Source organism: Streptomyces sp. NPDC020299 (assembly GCF_044387825.1).
Lineage (GTDB): Bacteria > Actinomycetota > Actinomycetes > Streptomycetales > Streptomycetaceae > Streptomyces.
The window spans coordinates 1-14,612 of record NZ_JBIRWL010000031.1 but is presented as its reverse complement, the minus strand read 5'-3'; the positions used below and the strand labels follow the sequence as shown (position 1 = coordinate 14,612).

The 14,612-nt window shown below is 67.5% G+C and carries 14 protein-coding genes and 4 pseudogenes; 12 read left to right on the top strand and 6 right to left on the bottom strand.

All coding sequences use genetic code 11. The features are described 5' to 3' along the window. Positions 1-296: 296 nt before the first annotated feature. Positions 297-1,754 (top strand): annotated as a pseudogene (locus tag ACH45E_RS43030) (NF041680 family putative transposase). A 147-nt stretch (positions 1,755-1,901) separates the two neighbouring features. Here ACH45E_RS43030 and ACH45E_RS43025 read toward each other — a convergent pair. Then, positions 1,902-2,723 carry a class I SAM-dependent methyltransferase gene (locus tag ACH45E_RS43025; RefSeq protein WP_361456095.1) on the bottom strand — a complete coding sequence of 274 codons (822 nt, stop codon included), beginning with the start codon at positions 2,721-2,723 and terminating at the stop codon, positions 1,902-1,904. A gap of 144 nt (positions 2,724-2,867) precedes the next feature. Here ACH45E_RS43025 and ACH45E_RS43020 point away from each other — a divergent pair, with 144 nt between their 5' ends. Continuing rightward, positions 2,868-3,695 (top strand): aminoglycoside phosphotransferase family protein, encoded by an 828-nt coding sequence (locus ACH45E_RS43020; RefSeq protein WP_361456098.1) that lies wholly within the window; start codon positions 2,868-2,870, stop codon positions 3,693-3,695. 17 nt (positions 3,696-3,712) lie between these two features. Here the strand turns inward: ACH45E_RS43020 and ACH45E_RS43015 are convergent, their stop codons facing one another. Then, positions 3,713-4,060 (bottom strand): hypothetical protein, encoded by a 348-nt coding sequence (locus tag ACH45E_RS43015; protein ID WP_361456101.1) that lies wholly within the window; start codon positions 4,058-4,060, stop codon positions 3,713-3,715. Positions 4,061-4,115: 55 nt separating this feature from the next. Here ACH45E_RS43015 and ACH45E_RS43010 point away from each other — a divergent pair. Next, positions 4,116-4,331 (top strand): annotated as a pseudogene (locus ACH45E_RS43010) (transposase); the annotation flags it as partial. Between the two features lie 55 nt (positions 4,332-4,386). Continuing rightward, positions 4,387-5,670 (top strand): hypothetical protein, encoded by a 1,284-nt coding sequence (locus tag ACH45E_RS43005; RefSeq protein WP_361456104.1) that lies wholly within the window; start codon positions 4,387-4,389, stop codon positions 5,668-5,670. A 12-nt stretch (positions 5,671-5,682) separates the two neighbouring features. Here ACH45E_RS43005 and ACH45E_RS43000 read toward each other — a convergent pair. Both ACH45E_RS43000 and ACH45E_RS42995 read right to left on the bottom strand, forming a co-directional pair. Beyond that, positions 5,683-5,793 (bottom strand): annotated as a pseudogene (locus tag ACH45E_RS43000) (RNA polymerase subunit sigma-70); the annotation flags it as partial. Positions 5,794-5,879: 86 nt separating this feature from the next. Next, positions 5,880-6,323 carry a hypothetical protein gene (locus ACH45E_RS42995; protein WP_361456106.1) on the bottom strand — a complete coding sequence of 148 codons (444 nt, stop codon included), beginning with the start codon at positions 6,321-6,323 and terminating at the stop codon, positions 5,880-5,882. 710 nt (positions 6,324-7,033) lie between these two features. On the opposite strand from ACH45E_RS42995, the gene ACH45E_RS42990 reads away from it, so the two are divergent. From ACH45E_RS42990 to ACH45E_RS42975, 4 genes are all read left to right on the top strand, one after another. Next, the gene (locus ACH45E_RS42990; RefSeq protein WP_361456108.1) at positions 7,034-8,431 is read left to right on the top strand and encodes a replication-relaxation family protein; all 1,398 of its coding nucleotides are present in this window, start codon (positions 7,034-7,036) and stop codon (positions 8,429-8,431) included. A 200-nt stretch (positions 8,432-8,631) separates the two neighbouring features. After that, the gene (locus tag ACH45E_RS42985; protein WP_361456111.1) at positions 8,632-9,492 is read left to right on the top strand and encodes a DUF6551 family protein; all 861 of its coding nucleotides are present in this window, start codon (positions 8,632-8,634) and stop codon (positions 9,490-9,492) included. Positions 9,493-9,787: 295 nt separating this feature from the next. Then, a complete protein-coding gene (locus ACH45E_RS42980) occupies positions 9,788-10,747 on the top strand; it encodes a hypothetical protein (RefSeq protein ID WP_361456113.1) in 960 nt (319 codons plus the stop codon). Between the two features lie 395 nt (positions 10,748-11,142). Continuing rightward, entirely contained in the window at positions 11,143-12,210 is a 1,068-nt protein-coding gene (locus tag ACH45E_RS42975) for a hypothetical protein (protein WP_361456115.1), read from the top strand. 62 nt (positions 12,211-12,272) lie between these two features. Here ACH45E_RS42975 and ACH45E_RS42970 read toward each other — a convergent pair whose 3' ends face one another. Beyond that, positions 12,273-12,503 carry a hypothetical protein gene (locus tag ACH45E_RS42970; RefSeq protein ID WP_361456118.1) on the bottom strand — a complete coding sequence of 77 codons (231 nt, stop codon included), beginning with the start codon at positions 12,501-12,503 and terminating at the stop codon, positions 12,273-12,275. 22 nt (positions 12,504-12,525) lie between these two features. Between ACH45E_RS42970 and ACH45E_RS42965 the strand changes: the two genes are divergently transcribed. After that, positions 12,526-12,732 (top strand): hypothetical protein, encoded by a 207-nt coding sequence (locus tag ACH45E_RS42965; protein ID WP_361456121.1) that lies wholly within the window; start codon positions 12,526-12,528, stop codon positions 12,730-12,732. A gap of 45 nt (positions 12,733-12,777) precedes the next feature. Here ACH45E_RS42965 and ACH45E_RS42960 read toward each other — a convergent pair whose 3' ends face one another. Next, entirely contained in the window at positions 12,778-13,476 is a 699-nt protein-coding gene (locus ACH45E_RS42960; protein ID WP_361456124.1) for a hypothetical protein, read from the bottom strand. A 257-nt stretch (positions 13,477-13,733) separates the two neighbouring features. Here ACH45E_RS42960 and ACH45E_RS42955 point away from each other — a divergent pair. From ACH45E_RS42955 to ACH45E_RS42945, 3 genes and pseudogenes are all read left to right on the top strand, one after another. Further along, positions 13,734-14,012: pseudogene (locus ACH45E_RS42955) on the top strand (dCTP deaminase domain-containing protein); the annotation flags it as partial. A gap of 85 nt (positions 14,013-14,097) precedes the next feature. Then, positions 14,098-14,232, top strand: a complete 135-nt coding sequence (locus tag ACH45E_RS42950) for a hypothetical protein (RefSeq protein WP_361456126.1) — start codon at positions 14,098-14,100, stop codon at positions 14,230-14,232. Further along, positions 14,233-14,577, top strand: a complete 345-nt coding sequence (locus tag ACH45E_RS42945) for a hypothetical protein (RefSeq protein ID WP_361456129.1) — start codon at positions 14,233-14,235, stop codon at positions 14,575-14,577. Positions 14,578-14,612 lie beyond the last annotated feature (35 nt).

The following is a 14,612-nucleotide window of genomic DNA, read 5'->3' as shown; positions in this document are numbered from 1 at the left end:
TGGGACACCGGCCGCCTGCTGGCGTACTCCAGCCCTCCCAGCAGGCGGCCCGGGCGGCGCATGGCTGCTGCGGTACAGCCGCGCCGCCGTACGGCGCCCGGGCGGCACCTTGCCACCGGCTGCGGACTCCAACCCGCGCTATGTGAGGTCAGAGCCGGAATAAGCTTGTTCTTTTTCTTCTGGCCTCGAACGGTGTCCCGAACGAGGTCACTCACCTGGGCATTCGCCGGACATGAGGGCGGCCTTCGTCTGATCCTGTGCTCCGTCACGAGGAGAACCAGTCGAAGGCCGTGGTCATGAGTGTGGTGTGCCCAGATGTCCGGCGGGAAGCGTTCGCGGAAGCGTCACGCTTCCGAGCAGAGTTCTACGAGTGTCTGACCGCCCGGCGTGACGAATTGTTCGAACTGGCTGACGCTCTGTTGTGCGTCGACGGGCCGGTCACCTCGCCGGTGGACCTGACGATGGTGCCCGAGCACCGGCGTGGGCACGGCGCTTTGTACGGAGCTCTCAACCGGGGCCGGATCGACGTCGAGAAGCTGCGGACCCTGCTCGCCGGGCTGCCGTTACCCCGGTTCGAGGGTGGGCGCCTGGTGCTGGCGGTCGACGTGTCGCCGTGGCTGCGCTCGGACGCGCCGTGCTCGGCAGACCGACTGTTCTGCCACGTCTACGGCCGGGCGAAGTCCGCCTCCCAGTTCATCCCGGGCTGGCCGTACTCCTTCGTCGCCGCCCTCGAACCGGGAGCCACCTCGTGGACGTCGATCCTGGACGTGGTCCGGCTCGGACCCGAAGACGATGCGACCGCCGTCACCGCCACCCAACTCCGCGCCGTGGCCGAGCGGCTCATCTCAGCCGGCCAGTGGGCGCCCGGCGACCCGGACATCACGATCGTCATGGACGCGGGTTACGACGTCACCCGCCTGGCCTGGGTCCTGCGGGATCTTCCTGTCGAGCTGGTCGGGCGGATCCGCAGTGACCGGGTGATGCGGCTGCCGAAGCCCTCGCCCAAGGAGTACGCCCTGGCCTATCCCCAGGGCGGGCGACCGCCGAAGCACGGCAAGGAGTTCCGCTTCGCCAAACCCGAGACCTGGCCCGAGGCGGCGATCACCACCGTCACCGACACCGCCAACTACGGCAAGGCCGAAGCCCAAGGGTGGGACCGGGTCCACCCGAGGTTGACCCACCGCTCGGCCTGGCTGGAGCACGACGGTGAACTCCCCGTCGTCGAAGGCACCTTGGTCCGGTTGAAGGTCGAGCACCTCTCCAAGGAACGGGAAGCACCGCCGGTCTGGCTGTGGTCCTCCAAAACCGGCGCCGCCCCGGCAGACGAGGATCTGTGGTGGCAGGTGTTCCTCAGGAGATTCGATCTTGAGCACACCTTCAGGTTCGGAAAGCAGATTCTCGGCTGGACCACCCCGAAGGTCCGTACTCCCGAGGCCGCGGACCGGTGGACATGGCTCGTGGTCGTCGCCCATACCCAGCTCCGCCTCGCCCGGCCGCTGGCCGCCGACCTCCGCCGGCCCTGGGAGAAGCCGACCAAGCCCGAACGCCTCACCCCAGCCCGGGTCCGCCGGGGGTTCAGGAACATCCGAGCCCACCTGCTCTGACCGGCCCGTGTGCCCCAACCTCGCGGCGCTGGTCCCGGACGACCGCCCGGGACCAAGAACCGCCATCCCGCACCCCGTTACGACGTGGGTAAAACCGTCAAACGCCCCGAGACCCTCAAGGCCATCGGCAGACCTGGCCGATCTTGGTAGATAAAGAACAAGATAAGTGCCTGTTCCTGAGCCGGTCATGACATGGCGAGGGCTGATAAGGATTCCTGAAATTGAAATTCCCCGCCCGTGCTCGGACCGTTCCCCACACCTGCTCTTGTTCCCCACCCCGTGGAGGCCTCTTGGCGGTCACGCTGGCCCGAGTCTGCGGGCCAATTCGTAGGCGAAGCTGACCGGGTCGGTGAGGCGGCCGTCGGCTGTATAGGGGCCGAGTTCGGCGGAGAGCGCGGCATCGAACTCGGCGGCATGCTCCGCGAGCACCGAGGGGGGCAGGAACGATGTCGACCGGATGTGGCCCGCGAGTTCACGGATCGTCCAGTGGTGCTCGACAGAGAACTCGTGGCGTCCTACGGGCTCGAACCCGGCATGGGACAACACCACGTGATCAGGGTCCTCCTGCCGTGCCTGATCCCAGCCGGGCGGGACGCGGCCCGTCGCGCCGAGGGCGTCTTGCCACCTGCGGAGCAGGCTGTCGAGCGCGTGCTGCCAGTCCTTGGGGCCTGCCCATGGGGACGTTGACCAGCACAGCGCGAGGCAGCCGCCGGGCTTGAGCCAGGCGTGGGCGAGCTCGGCGACAACTGTGCGGCGGAGCCGGTGGAAGGCGTTGCCGATGACGATCAGCTCGAAGCTGCCAGGCTCGGCGTGCAGATCCTCGGCGCTGGCGGTGACCGTCAGGATGTGGTCTGCGTGGGCGGCGATCGCCTTGGCGCGGACCACCTGGGTCATATCGGGTTCGGCGTCCAAGGCCCATACGTCCGCGAACCAGTCGCGTAGCGGGAACGCGAGCTGGCCGGTGCCGCATGCGAGGTCGAGCAGGCGTCCGTCCCCCGACGGGGCTGCCTGACGTACGAGATCATTGATCATCGTGTCGGGGTAGGGGAGCCGGAACCGGTCGTAGTAGCCAGCGGTGCCCCGGTACAGGTTGGGCTCGAACCTTACCGCGTCGGTCATAGAGCCACCCTCGCATGAACCGGAGGCGGTTCCGGCCAAGCTTTCCCTCTTTGGCCTCCAAGCGCGCCGGGCCGCCGCCGTAGAGTTCTCGCTGTGACAGCTCACCGAATGCCTGCCGCGGAGGTTTCAGTCTCTGTCGACTTAGTGCGCCGTCTGCTCAACGAACAGCACCCCGACCTGGCGGACCTGCCGGTCGAGGTGCTGGCCAACGGCTGGGACAACCTTGTGTGTCGGCTTGGCGAGGAGTTCCTCGTCCGGTTGCCGCGGCGTGCCCTGGCCGCCAGTCTCGTCGCGCACGAGCAGCGGTGGTTGCCGAAGTTGGCCGACCACCTGCCGTTGCCTGTGCCGGCGCCGGTGCGTATCGGGCAGCCGACGGCTCAGTACCCGTGGTCCTGGAGCGTCGTACCCTTTTTCCCGGGCCGGATCGCGGCGCGATCAGAGCTCGACGATCCCTGGTCGGCCGCGGCGACGCTCGGCGGTTTTCTGGATGCGCTGCACGCCCCAGCCTCTTCGGAGGCGCCCGTCAACCCAGCTCGCGGGATTCCGCTTGCCGGACGTGCCAAGGGCGTCCTGACCAGGCTGGCCCATGTTGACCTGGACGACCGCGCCACCGCACTGCAGATTTGGGAGACGGCCGCCGCTGCGCCCGCTTGGGACGGGCCGCCGGTGTGGCTGCACGGGGATCTGCACCCGGCGAACATCCTGGTCGACCACGGCCGGATCAGCGCCGTGATCGACTTCGGTGACATCACCTCCGGCGATCCCGCCACTGACCTGTCCATGGCCTGGACGCTGTTCACCGCGGGGCAGCGTGCTGCCCTTCGGCAGGCGTACGGCCGCGCGGACGACGCAACCTGGGAGCGGGCCCGCGGATGGGCGCTCGCCCTGTCCCTGGTCTTCCTGTCGCACTCGGCGGACAACCCGCTGATGCGCGGTATCGGTGAGCGCGCATTCCGTGCGGTGCTGGAGTAACGGACGGCCTCCAGGGTCTACCCAGCTCCGTTTGGAGCCCGGTGGGCACTGGGATTGCATGACGTCCGCAGGGTGTGGTCAAGACGGTGAAGGAGCAGGGCAAGTGACTGTTGCGGGTCTTGCCCGGCTGTGTCGATGACGAGGCGCTCCCGGTTCCACGGTTCGTAGTCGCGCTGGAGAACCTGCTGCCAGTTGGGCAGTGGCAGGTCGTGGATGTCGCTCGATCGCGTGGTCACGCGGTCTCGGTGCTCGTCCGGGTCCGAGCAGATGACTTCCACTTCGACGACGGGGACGGCTGCCCGATTGCCCACGCTTTGCCAGCTGTCGCGGGTGACAGCCAGGGGGTTCACGGATTCCGCGATCACGGTGAGTCCTTGCCGACGGTCTCTGCGGCCTTCACGGACTGAGAGTCCCACCGCCTCGGACCGGCTCAGCCCGGCCCGGGTCCGCCGGGGGTTCAGGAACATCCGCGCTCACCTCGCCTGCCCGGCCCGCGTTCCCAAACCCCGCGGCGCCGGCCCCGGACGCCCGCCCGGTGCCAAGAACAGACACCGGGCACCCCGCTACGACGTTGGCAAAACCGTCAAACGCCCCGAGACCCTCAAGGCCATCGGCAAGCCCGGAAGATCTCGGTAGATAAAGAACAAGCTAATCGGCTCGCCGTCTGTGCGGTCGGTTTTAGGCTTTCCCGATGGACCAACTGGACGAGCCTGATCCCGACGAGGCCCAAGCCGCATTGGGCCCGCTACTGCTTACGTTTCTGGTAACGCTGCCCTTTCCGTGCCCCCTGCCGCACGGGGCAGTGATCAGCAAGGTGCTGCAAGGAACAGTCGAAGGGCTGGAAGGCATAGAGGCACATGCCACTCAAGACGGTCCCGCACCGACGCCCACGGCGCAGGGCCGGCCGTTCGTGTCGCTGAAGTTCTGGCAGCTCCAGGAGCGCCAGAGCGATGGGCCAATGCACTTGTCGGCTCTGACTCAAGTCTGCGCCAAGATCACCGGTAAGCCCCTGCCTGAACAGGACTTCGCCGACGGGACGATCGAGGCCTACCGCACTGTCGTGGAGATGGTCACCGTCCAGAGCACCGACCGTCTGCATCCGCAGGAACAAGCCCTGCACGAGGCGTTCACTCGCTGCTTCGAGGTGCTGACTGACGTCTCCTCCATGGCCAAGCTGGTCCTGCCCCACAACCACCCGGTGGCCGCTCCGGAACAGGTAGCGGTGACCATCTGGCTCGCTAGGACCCTGACCGGCAGTTACGCCGACGGGTGGATGGGCGTGATGCCCCTGGCGCCTCCCTCCGGGCCGCTTGGGGCCGTCCTTGATGAGGCTCAGACGACCCGCCTCAACGCGCACCTCCACCGCTTTTGGGACGGGTCGCCCTTCGAGCTCGCGATGGAACGCTCCACCGAAGCCAACCGCGCCTTCCGCTACGAAGGCGACTACCGCAACGCCGTCGTCCAGGCCGCTATGTTCGCCGAGATTGTCCTCACCAGCACCCTTGCCATGATGATGTGGGAAGAACAACTGGACACCCCAACCATCGACGAGGCTGTTGCCGTCTTCGACTTCTCCCGGGGCGGTGGCCTGGCGACCCGCGTGAAGACGGAGTATGCACCCCGACTCGGTGGCACGTGGGACAGTACGGCCCCGGGCCCGATTCATGACTGGGCCCACGCCGTAGCCGCACTGCGCAACAGGGTCGTCCATCGCGGCTACCGCCCGACATACCAGGAGACTGAAACCGCTCTTGCTGCGGCAGACGCGCTCCTTGAATTCATCAAAGTCCGCCTGGCTCAACGCGTGACTCGCTACCCTCGCACCGCGCTCCTTACCCTGGGGGAGCCCGGGCTTCGCAGACTTGGAGGATGGGCACGGGCAAACGCCTACCTGAAGAATTCTGAGCAGGTCCCGGACCTTTGGTTCCGTGAGTTTGCTGCGTGGCGCGAAGCAGTCGACCAGCGACTCCAGTAATTCAGCGGGTGCTCACGACCCGCGCTGCCAGGCATCCTTGACGCGCGCGAGCCGGTCCGCGGCGGCGATGCCGTGAAGGTACGCGACCTCGCCGTCGCTGACTTCGAACGCCACGGCACCCACGCCCGGTCGTCGACCGCATGACCATTCCGTAGCCGTCCGAGACCCCGATTGCGTAGTTGGCGAGCAACGCCAGCACGGTGGTGCGGCTACCGGTGCGCACCGGGTACGGAGTGCACTGCGTGAGCCAGCACCAGGCGCTCATCGCGCATCGCCTCCAGGGTGTCGGCGGTGTCCGCATGGTCGGGGTCCGGGAGGACGCTCACCGTGAACCGGATGATGCTGCGGGCGATGCCAGGTGCCGCCGTGGTGGGGGAGTCCCGCGCCCAGTCCCTCAGCGCGGACAGCAGCACGCACCCGACCTCGTCCAGTGCGAAGGAGTCCGCGCACGGGTCGGCCTCCCCGTCCACGGCCGTGACGGGCCAGATGATGTCTTCGGCCAGCCGCAACAGGACGAACGCCAGCTCCGGGTCCGCTTCCGCCCGCCCGGCGACAGCGGCGCAGCCACCCGTCTGCAGCGCCAGGAGGTAGTCGAATCCCCGCTCCACCTGCTCGGGCGTCAGCGGCGTGCGGGACGGAATCAGGTACGGCATCAAGCTCTCCTCACGATGGCCGCCGCGCGACTCACGGCGTCGTCCTCGCATGGTCGGCGCGCTGACCTGTGGACAGAGGACGGAGAACTCTCCGGCCCCGCCAGACGGAATGAATCGGGCTGCAAGGGCCAAACCCAGCCCCCTTGCCTAGCCTGGTCGGCCCGACCACAAGCCCGACCATGACCCCTTGTCCGGGTCGGCTACCGCCCCGACCACCGCCGCGTTTCCCCGTCCACGCCCGCTACCGGCGGCCGTCAGACCGCGGACAAGGGGCTCCCCTGCACGCTGCTCCTTCGAGTCCCCGCCCACCCAAGGGCGGCCCGAAGCGAAGGAGCCACCGCGATGACCACGCACCGACCACCGGCAGGCGCCCGGCGCGCCCGCCCCGACCATGGGCCCGACCAGCACCGGGCACGCCGCCCCGGCCTCCTGTGGTGCGCACTCGGGACGCCACTGTGGAACCCACTTTGGTGCCCGGCACCGAACCGGACGGAGAAAGCCCAGGTCACCACGCAGACACGGCCGCGCCCCGCGTTGTCACAACCCTCTTCTCTCCTCCTCTCACTGACCAAGCCCTGGGAAATAGGTGGGGGTGGGGTGTCAGTGGTGGAGGCGATCACCGGGTTCAGGGCGCACCTGGTGCCCTCTGCGGCCGGGCGGGGCCGGCGCCCGGCCGGTGGCCGGACGCGGACGACGGGAGGGCGGGGCTGATGGCGAGGAAGCGTGAGGAGAACCCGGCAGGGTCGTCGAACAACCTGCGCGGCGACGTGCTGCGCGTGCTCGGGGTGCTGAAGGTCGCGACGGTCGAACAGATCCAGCAGATCGCAGCCCCGCACCTGAGCTACCGGCACACCGACAAGCCGACCCCGTCGAAGCGGAAACAGGCCCGCACCGCCTCCCACACGGGCGCGCTGTCCGATCTGCGCAAGCACGGCCTGGCGGAGAACGGCGGGCAGCTTCCGAGCGGGGACACGCTGCGCAACCTGACGCCCATGGGCCTGAAAGCCGCCGCTCGCGAGCTGGGGCGGCCGGTGGGGGAGATGGGCAACCCGGCCCGCGGCGCCGGGCGCACCGGCGCCTCCCACCCGATGACGGTCAACGAAGCCGTGCTCGCCCTGCTGCGCCCGAAGCCGGACCTGTCCCAGCTCGCCAGCGAGCCGGCCGACGTCTTCGCCGCCGCGCAGGCCGCCGTCGACGCGCCGGACGGGTTGGGCACCATCGCCTCCTACACGACCGAGGTGGCGCTGCCCGCGACCGGCACCTGGTCCAACCCGGGCAGGGGCGGCGCCCAGGCGGACATCGTCATCACCGCGCCCGAGGACGGGGTGCCGCTGCTGTTTGTGGAGATCGACAACTGCTTCGAGTCCGCGCAGGTCCTCGCCGCGAAGATCGACAAGTACATGCGGTTCTGCCAGCGGAAGGTGAAGGACGTCGACGGCAAGGAGCGGCCGATGTGGCGCACCCGCTGGTGGGTGCCCGACGGTCGCCGCGGTGACCAGCCGCACCCGCCGCTGCTGCTCGTCTTCAACCGTGTCGGCCCGCGCAACCCCAACACCGTCATCGCGCAGTTGGCTGAGCTGACCGAGCGGCACTGGCAGGGCACCGCGTACGAGGGCGGCTTCCACATGTACGACGGCAAGTTGCCCATCGTGGTCGCCGGCATGAAGCACGTCAAGGAGCACGGCCCGGCCGGAGCGGTCTTCCGGCGCTTCGGCCGGCCGCACAACCAGACGCTCCTCGAGGCGATCGGCAACCCGCGCCGCGAAGCCCACGACGCCCGCCAGCAAGCCGAGTACGCCGCCCGCGAGCGGGAGTACAAGGAACAACTGCGCCGCGTGGCGCAGGAACGTGCGGCTGAGCGGGAAGCCCGCCGCCCCGTGTGCGCCGACTGCGGCACCCGGTTCACCGACGCACGGTGGAAGGCCATCGAGCCCGCCGGGTGGGGCACCCCGCGCGAGACCCACCCGCACCTGTGCGACGAATGCAAGCAGCGCGCCGTCACCCCCGAGCGTCAAGCCGAGCAGAACGGGCCCGAGCACCAGGAGCACGACCAGGCCGTGCCCGAGCAGAAGGCCGGCGGCACCTGGCTCTCCCGCTTCCGCAGATGACCCGGCCGGACCTGCCTGTCAGTGGCAACTGCCAGGCTGAACGGATGGACCGTGATGACGAGTAGCTGATTCGGTAGGGGTGAACTACGGCCCCTGCCACCACCCGCGAGGATTCATTACCCGCGAGAAAAAGCTACGCGCGGAAATTTTTCCGCGTACGGTGGTCGTCATCTGACGTCCACTCACACCGAGGGAGATGCGTGTCCAGCACGCGCAAAATCATCCGGTCCAAGCCGGTCGTGAAGAAGTCCTACGAGGCCATCCCGGTCTCGCAGCTGAGGGTCGACCCGAACCTCGACGCGCAGCGCATGTTCCAGCCCAAGTGGGCCAACCGCCTGGCGAAGATCTGGGACCCCGAGGTGGTCGGCCCCGCGCTGGTCTCCCGCCGCCCGGACGGCGACTACCTCCTCGACGGTCAGCACTCCACCAAGGTCGCGCGCGACATCGAGGGCCCGGACTTCCTCCGGGACTGCATGGTGTTCGAGGGGCTGACCAAGAAGCAGGAGGCGAAGCTGTTCCTAGCCGCGAACCGCGACCGCCGTGCGGTGAAGCCGTATGAGAACTTCGCAGTGGCGGTCACCGCGCAGGAGGTCGAGGCGGTCACGATCAACGCGGACGTGGAGAGCTGCGGTCTGCATGTGTCGAGTGGCACGTCGAAGAACGGCATCTCGGCAATCCAGGCGCTCAAGGTGGTCCACGGGATGCGCGACCCCGCAGACGGTCTCCTGCGCAAGACGCTGACGACGGTCCTGGGCGCCTGGGGCTCGGACCCGACCAGCTGGGACGGCATGATGCTGCGGGCGGTCGCCATCGTGATCCACCGTAACTGGGACACGATCGACCTACCCTCTCTCTCGCTGACCCTCAAGCAGGAGCCGGTCGGTGTATGGAAGGATTCCGCGATCAAGGACACGGTCAGCGGCGGCGGCTCGCAGTCCCGCTCGATCCCGCTCGCGAACAACATCGCGTATGAGTACACCGTCGCGTTCGGCCCGAAGCATGGGCCGGCCTTTGGTCCGCCGAAGCGCCGGAAGACGAAGACGGTCACCGTCGCCGCGTGAGCCACGGTGCGTGGAGGAGGCGCGACAAGGCCGCCCCGCAACCCGGACCGGGTTGCGGGGCGGCCTTGTCGCGGTGCTCAGGCGTCGGGGTCTTGCCGGAAGTAGTCGGGGGCGAGGTGCCGGAGCCGGTCATCTCCCTCAGTGACCGGTTCGAGGAATATGCGCAGGCCGTCATCGAAGACGCCGTGGTGTCGTAGCTGAACCAGGAGTCCACCACCCTGTAGCGGTCGCCGCGATGGAGCACGGGACGGAAAGCGCTACTTCCTGGTCGGAGCCATCTGGCAGGGTGTGGCGTGTGACAAGCGAAGGCGATACGAGCAGGGACGGCGAGGCGTGGGCGATGGATATCCTCGTCCAGTTGCGCCAAGGCAGACAGGAGGCACATGCGCGTCGCGACGCGCTTGCGGCAGCGGTCGACGAAATAGCCGACGGTTTCACGCAACTGGGCCTCAAGCCTTGGAAATCGGAGCGTAAGAGCCCGGCGCGAGAGGACATGAAGGTCCCGGACGTCATGCTCGGTGACCGCGCCGAACCAGCCGCAACGGTTCTCCGGTATGAATCAGCGGTCAACATCCTCAGCGCCGCCGATCAGCTTCGGGGTTTCGCCGTCCTGCTTCGTGCAGAGAAATCGCTGATGGGCGCGGTCTCGGTCGCGCGTGGCGTCTTCGAGGCGTGCCTGTGGGCCACAGCGGTAATCGACCCGACCATCAGCACTGACGAACGCCTGCAACGTGCCCTGACGCGTCGCCTCGCACGACTCTCGGCAGGTATCCGTCTCAGGAAAATGCTCGGCGGCGATACCGATGCCGACCAGCTCGTTGAGAACGACGGCGACGTGGATGACGCGCACGGGACCAACCGCGATCCTGCGAAGGACATCAGCGACATCTTGGCTTACGCCAAGGACCGGGGCTGGCCTGTGAAGAGGGGCCGTCGCACCCCCGAGATCACACCCCTTTCGATTGACTGGCTCAGCGAGAACCTTGAGCGCCGTATCGGCATCGAGGGGTACGCCTGGACGAGCGGCTCGTCGATGGCTCACGGCGAGCATGCTGCCGACACGGCGGTGTGGGTTGAACTGTCCCAGGACATCGGCACAGCTCCGGCATGGTTGATCCAGTTGTGGTCGAACGGCGCTTGGGCGGGACCGCGTCTCTTCCTTGCAACGCACGCCGCCTACACAGGGAAGGGCAGCCTGCGCCGCGAGTATCAGCGGTTCGAAGAGTTGTTCTTGAGCGGATCCGGCAAGAGCTGAGGCCCTGGAGATCCATACGGCATGCCCTCATACGCTACGCCCGCCGTCCTCGCTGCACCGAGTGCAAGGCAGCGTTCACGTACGAGTGGTGGCAGGCGGTGGAGTGCACTGGCTGGGACGCCTCCCTCCGAAGGCCCGTCCGACCCTGTGCGGGGACTGCGCCAGCGACATGGGACCGACTGGGAGGAAGCCTGGCCGAACGCGACGCGCCAGGAGCAGGAGTCGGCCGTGCCGGAGCAGAAGGTCACCGGCTGGCTCTCGCGCCTGCGCCGCTGAGCTGGGCACGCCTCCCGACCAGCCGCGCTTCTCCTTGTGGCAAGGACCAGCCCGGCGAATTGGATGGCTACGACGGAGAAGGCACGTCATGCTGGAAGCGATCGATGCGAGGGGGAAGCGTGAGCCGCGGGCAGACGGAAACTCTTGACGAGAAGCACCAGCGCTTGCTGGAAGCTTTCGTGTTGAGGGCCCGCAGGGTGGAGGAGCATTCGCTGGCCGCCGACTGGGACGCCCTTGTCGAGCTGACCCGCATGAGCATCAACGTCCGTGTCGACCGCGGTGAGGTCTGGATCTCGTACGAGCTCCCGCCCGAGGAAGTGGTCGAATCTGCGGCAGCGCGTATCAGGCCAATTCTGTTGGAGCAGGAGGACTGTTTTCACATGAAGGCGCTCTCGGCTCTGGGCTACACCTGTCGAGCAGCGCCGCAAGATGCGGCGTGGATACGGGCCGCACGCGCTGAGTGGCGGACACGGGTGAGCCCCTCAACGCGCGACGAATCCGGCTATTGGGTCATGGTCGCTGACACGCCCACGGGCGAAGAGCGTGACCTCGATGCGCATGGGCTGGCCATGGCCTGGATCTACGGAGACGTGGTGCATCACGACCCAGAGCGACGCAAGGAAGGCGATACCTTCGGACTGCGCGACCGGTTTCGCGCCGCTGTGCCCCTGGTGGCCTGGGCGATGGTCGGCACGATCGAACTCCTGAATTTTGTCCGGGCACTGAACGAGGCCGGGATGCTGAAACTTCGACAGGAAGTGTTCGACGAGCAGGTCGCCTTGAAGTCGACCGTGTGGGAAGAACGTGCCGAGATGTACTACGCACCCGTTGGTGCTCAACCTCCCTCGCTTGCGAACTCTCCCATGCCCGAGGGGTGGCTCCCTCTGAGCAAGGCATCTGACCTGTCGGTCTTCCGTCACCGCATTGCGGGACAACTCTTGAACACGGAGCGCGCACCATCCATGACGTACCTCCCCTCACCCGAAGAGGTCGAAGCCGCCCGCACGCCCGCTGGCGGCTGGAAGCGGGATCAGCTCGCCGCCTGGGGCGTGCCGTGGCCCCCGCCGAAGGGCTGGAAAGACGAGCTGGCCGAACGCTGGCAGGCCGCCCGCCCGGACGGACCGCCGGCGCCCCCGCCCACGCCGACCCCGGCCGACTTAGCCCAGGACACGCTCGACTTCGGTTGACCCGACGACAGCGGGGCCGGACAGGATCACCCTGCCCGGCCCCGCTGCTCGTTCCCGGCTGCTCACCGGCTGAGGCGAATGCGCGGCCCCCACACGAACTCGAGGTCGTCCAGGAAGACGGTCTCCAACTCCTCCTCCCACCGGCCGCGCAGGAGGAACGGCACGGCCTCCATCCGCTCCAGGTGGACCAGGGTCTCGACGGCCCACTGCTCGTCAGAAAGATCCCCTCCTCCGTACCCCAGGCCATCACTGATGCCGCGCTCGCGGTGCTGCCGGGCTGAGGACCTGAGCAATGCGGTGGTCCGGGCGGCACCGATGTCCGAGAACCGCGACCTCTACGGCAAGGCCGACGGCGACTGGGTGCCCCGGTGGTCCACGCTTCTGGGCGGATCAGGACTGGGGAACGCGACCCGTCTGGTCGCCCAGGGGGCGACGGTACCGGTGGAGGAGATTGCGGCCGACTCGATCTACCCCACGACCGAAAGCCCCCCGGACGCGGTTGGACCACCACCGGGAACATGACCACGCGGGAGAGCAGGAGGAGCCCCCGAAGCGAAGTTCGTAACCTCAGCGCGTTGAGGCCGTAGGGTTCAAGCCCTTTTCCTTCTCATCGATCCGCTGGATCACCATGCGCGTCACCGCCAGCAAACGGCCGGCCGGCACGTGCGTTCCCGGCTTCCACGAGTACTCGATCCTGCCGATGACCGTGCCCTGCTGGAAGGTCGTGCCCCTACCCGTCCAGAGCAAATGATCCTTTGGCGCAACGAGGTCGAGCGTATACACGAGCCCTCCGGCCGGGCCCGGATAGCGGTCCATATCATCCGTTTTGTCTCTTGTTTTGAAAGCTTGAGCCGCCGCCCGTTCGTCGGGGAAAGAAACCAGGTGGATGCCGATCTCTTGATCTACTAGGTTGGTAAACACAGAAAGGCCCACCGCCCCGGCCCTGGCGCACCAGGCATCCGGCCAATCCTCGTCCTGACACTGGGAAGGATCCTCCGCCAAGTCCCAGGAATCGACCGTGCGTGCCCCCAAGTCCGCGGGCATGTTGCGACTTGTGGGCAGAACGGGCTGCAATTGCGTGGAGTCCACGACCGGTATGCGGTCGCTGGACGGGCTGGCAGCGCCCTTGCCGGTCGGATCCGCGGAAGTTCCACCGCACCCGGCCGCTGCGATGCAGCAAACCGCCGACACGAGCACAACACGCACGAGGCTGGGAAGGCGGCCTGCCAACTTGTCGCCCACCAAAGTTGATTCCCCCTTGATCATGGATGTCGATTTTGCCGCAGAGGAACCCACCGCTCAAGATCCGGATTGAGTCCCGGCTGGATCCATCCATCAAGAAATGGACTCGATCTGCCCCCACGACCGAAGATCCCCCCGAGGCGGTTACACCACCACAGGGGCCATGACCGCCCTGGGCCGTGCATGACTCGAGAGTGCCCTGACCCGCCGACGGCGGGCCGTACTGCCGGGCACCGGCTTCAGACGGTGCGGAACCCGCAGCCGGGATCGCGGGCCTGGGCCGCCTGGAGGGGAAGTCGTCCCTCGGGCGTCTGGGCCTGATCACGCACTCCACCGCCGGGTTCATCGACCCCGGCTCCGCAGGGCACGTCACCCTCGATCTGTCCAACCTGGTCAGTCTGCCGATCCTGGTGTGGCCGGGCATCAAGATCGGGCAGTTGGCCGTCTTGGAGAGGAGCGGCCCCGCGGAGTTCCCGTACGGGTCCGAGGAGCGCGGCCCCCGGTACCAGGGACAGCGGGGGCCGACCGCATCCCGGTCCTGGCAGATCTTCCACCGCACCGTCGCCTACGTGATCTCCCCTTTGTCAGCCAGGCCGGATAGCATGGCCCCGCTGGCAATGTGCACCAGCGCGGGGACGGTGAACGGTGAGCGAAGAAACCCACGAAGCCCACAGCCATGTAGTGATCCCCGAACCGGTCAGGGACGTCTACTTGATGTCGATCCTGGCCATGCTCGATGAGGACAAGAGCAACAGGTCAGCCCTCAGCGTGACGCTGTAGGTGGGTGGAGCCCTCGTCTGCGGGGAGCTGATCGGGCACGGCAGGTGGCAGAGCGAGTTGAAGGCGTGGCTGGCCACGATCGGTGGTGGCTCGGACGTCATTTCTGATCTGGTCGGGATCGTCAAGGAGGAGCTGGCGGAGCACGAGCCGACCCGGCCGACCCATCTCCACCTGAAGGATGCGCACTTCATCACGAACTACGTGGGCAGCATGGACGGGATCACACCGCAGGGCCCGTCGCGTCCGTTGTGGCGTGCGCGGATCGCCGACGTCCAGGGCTGGTCACTAAGAGGTCATCTCATTTGGCCGAGTCGTTATGCTGTGGGCCGTGGTGGGGATTGTTGAGCGGCTGGTGCCAGACGAGTTGTGGGAGCTGTTCC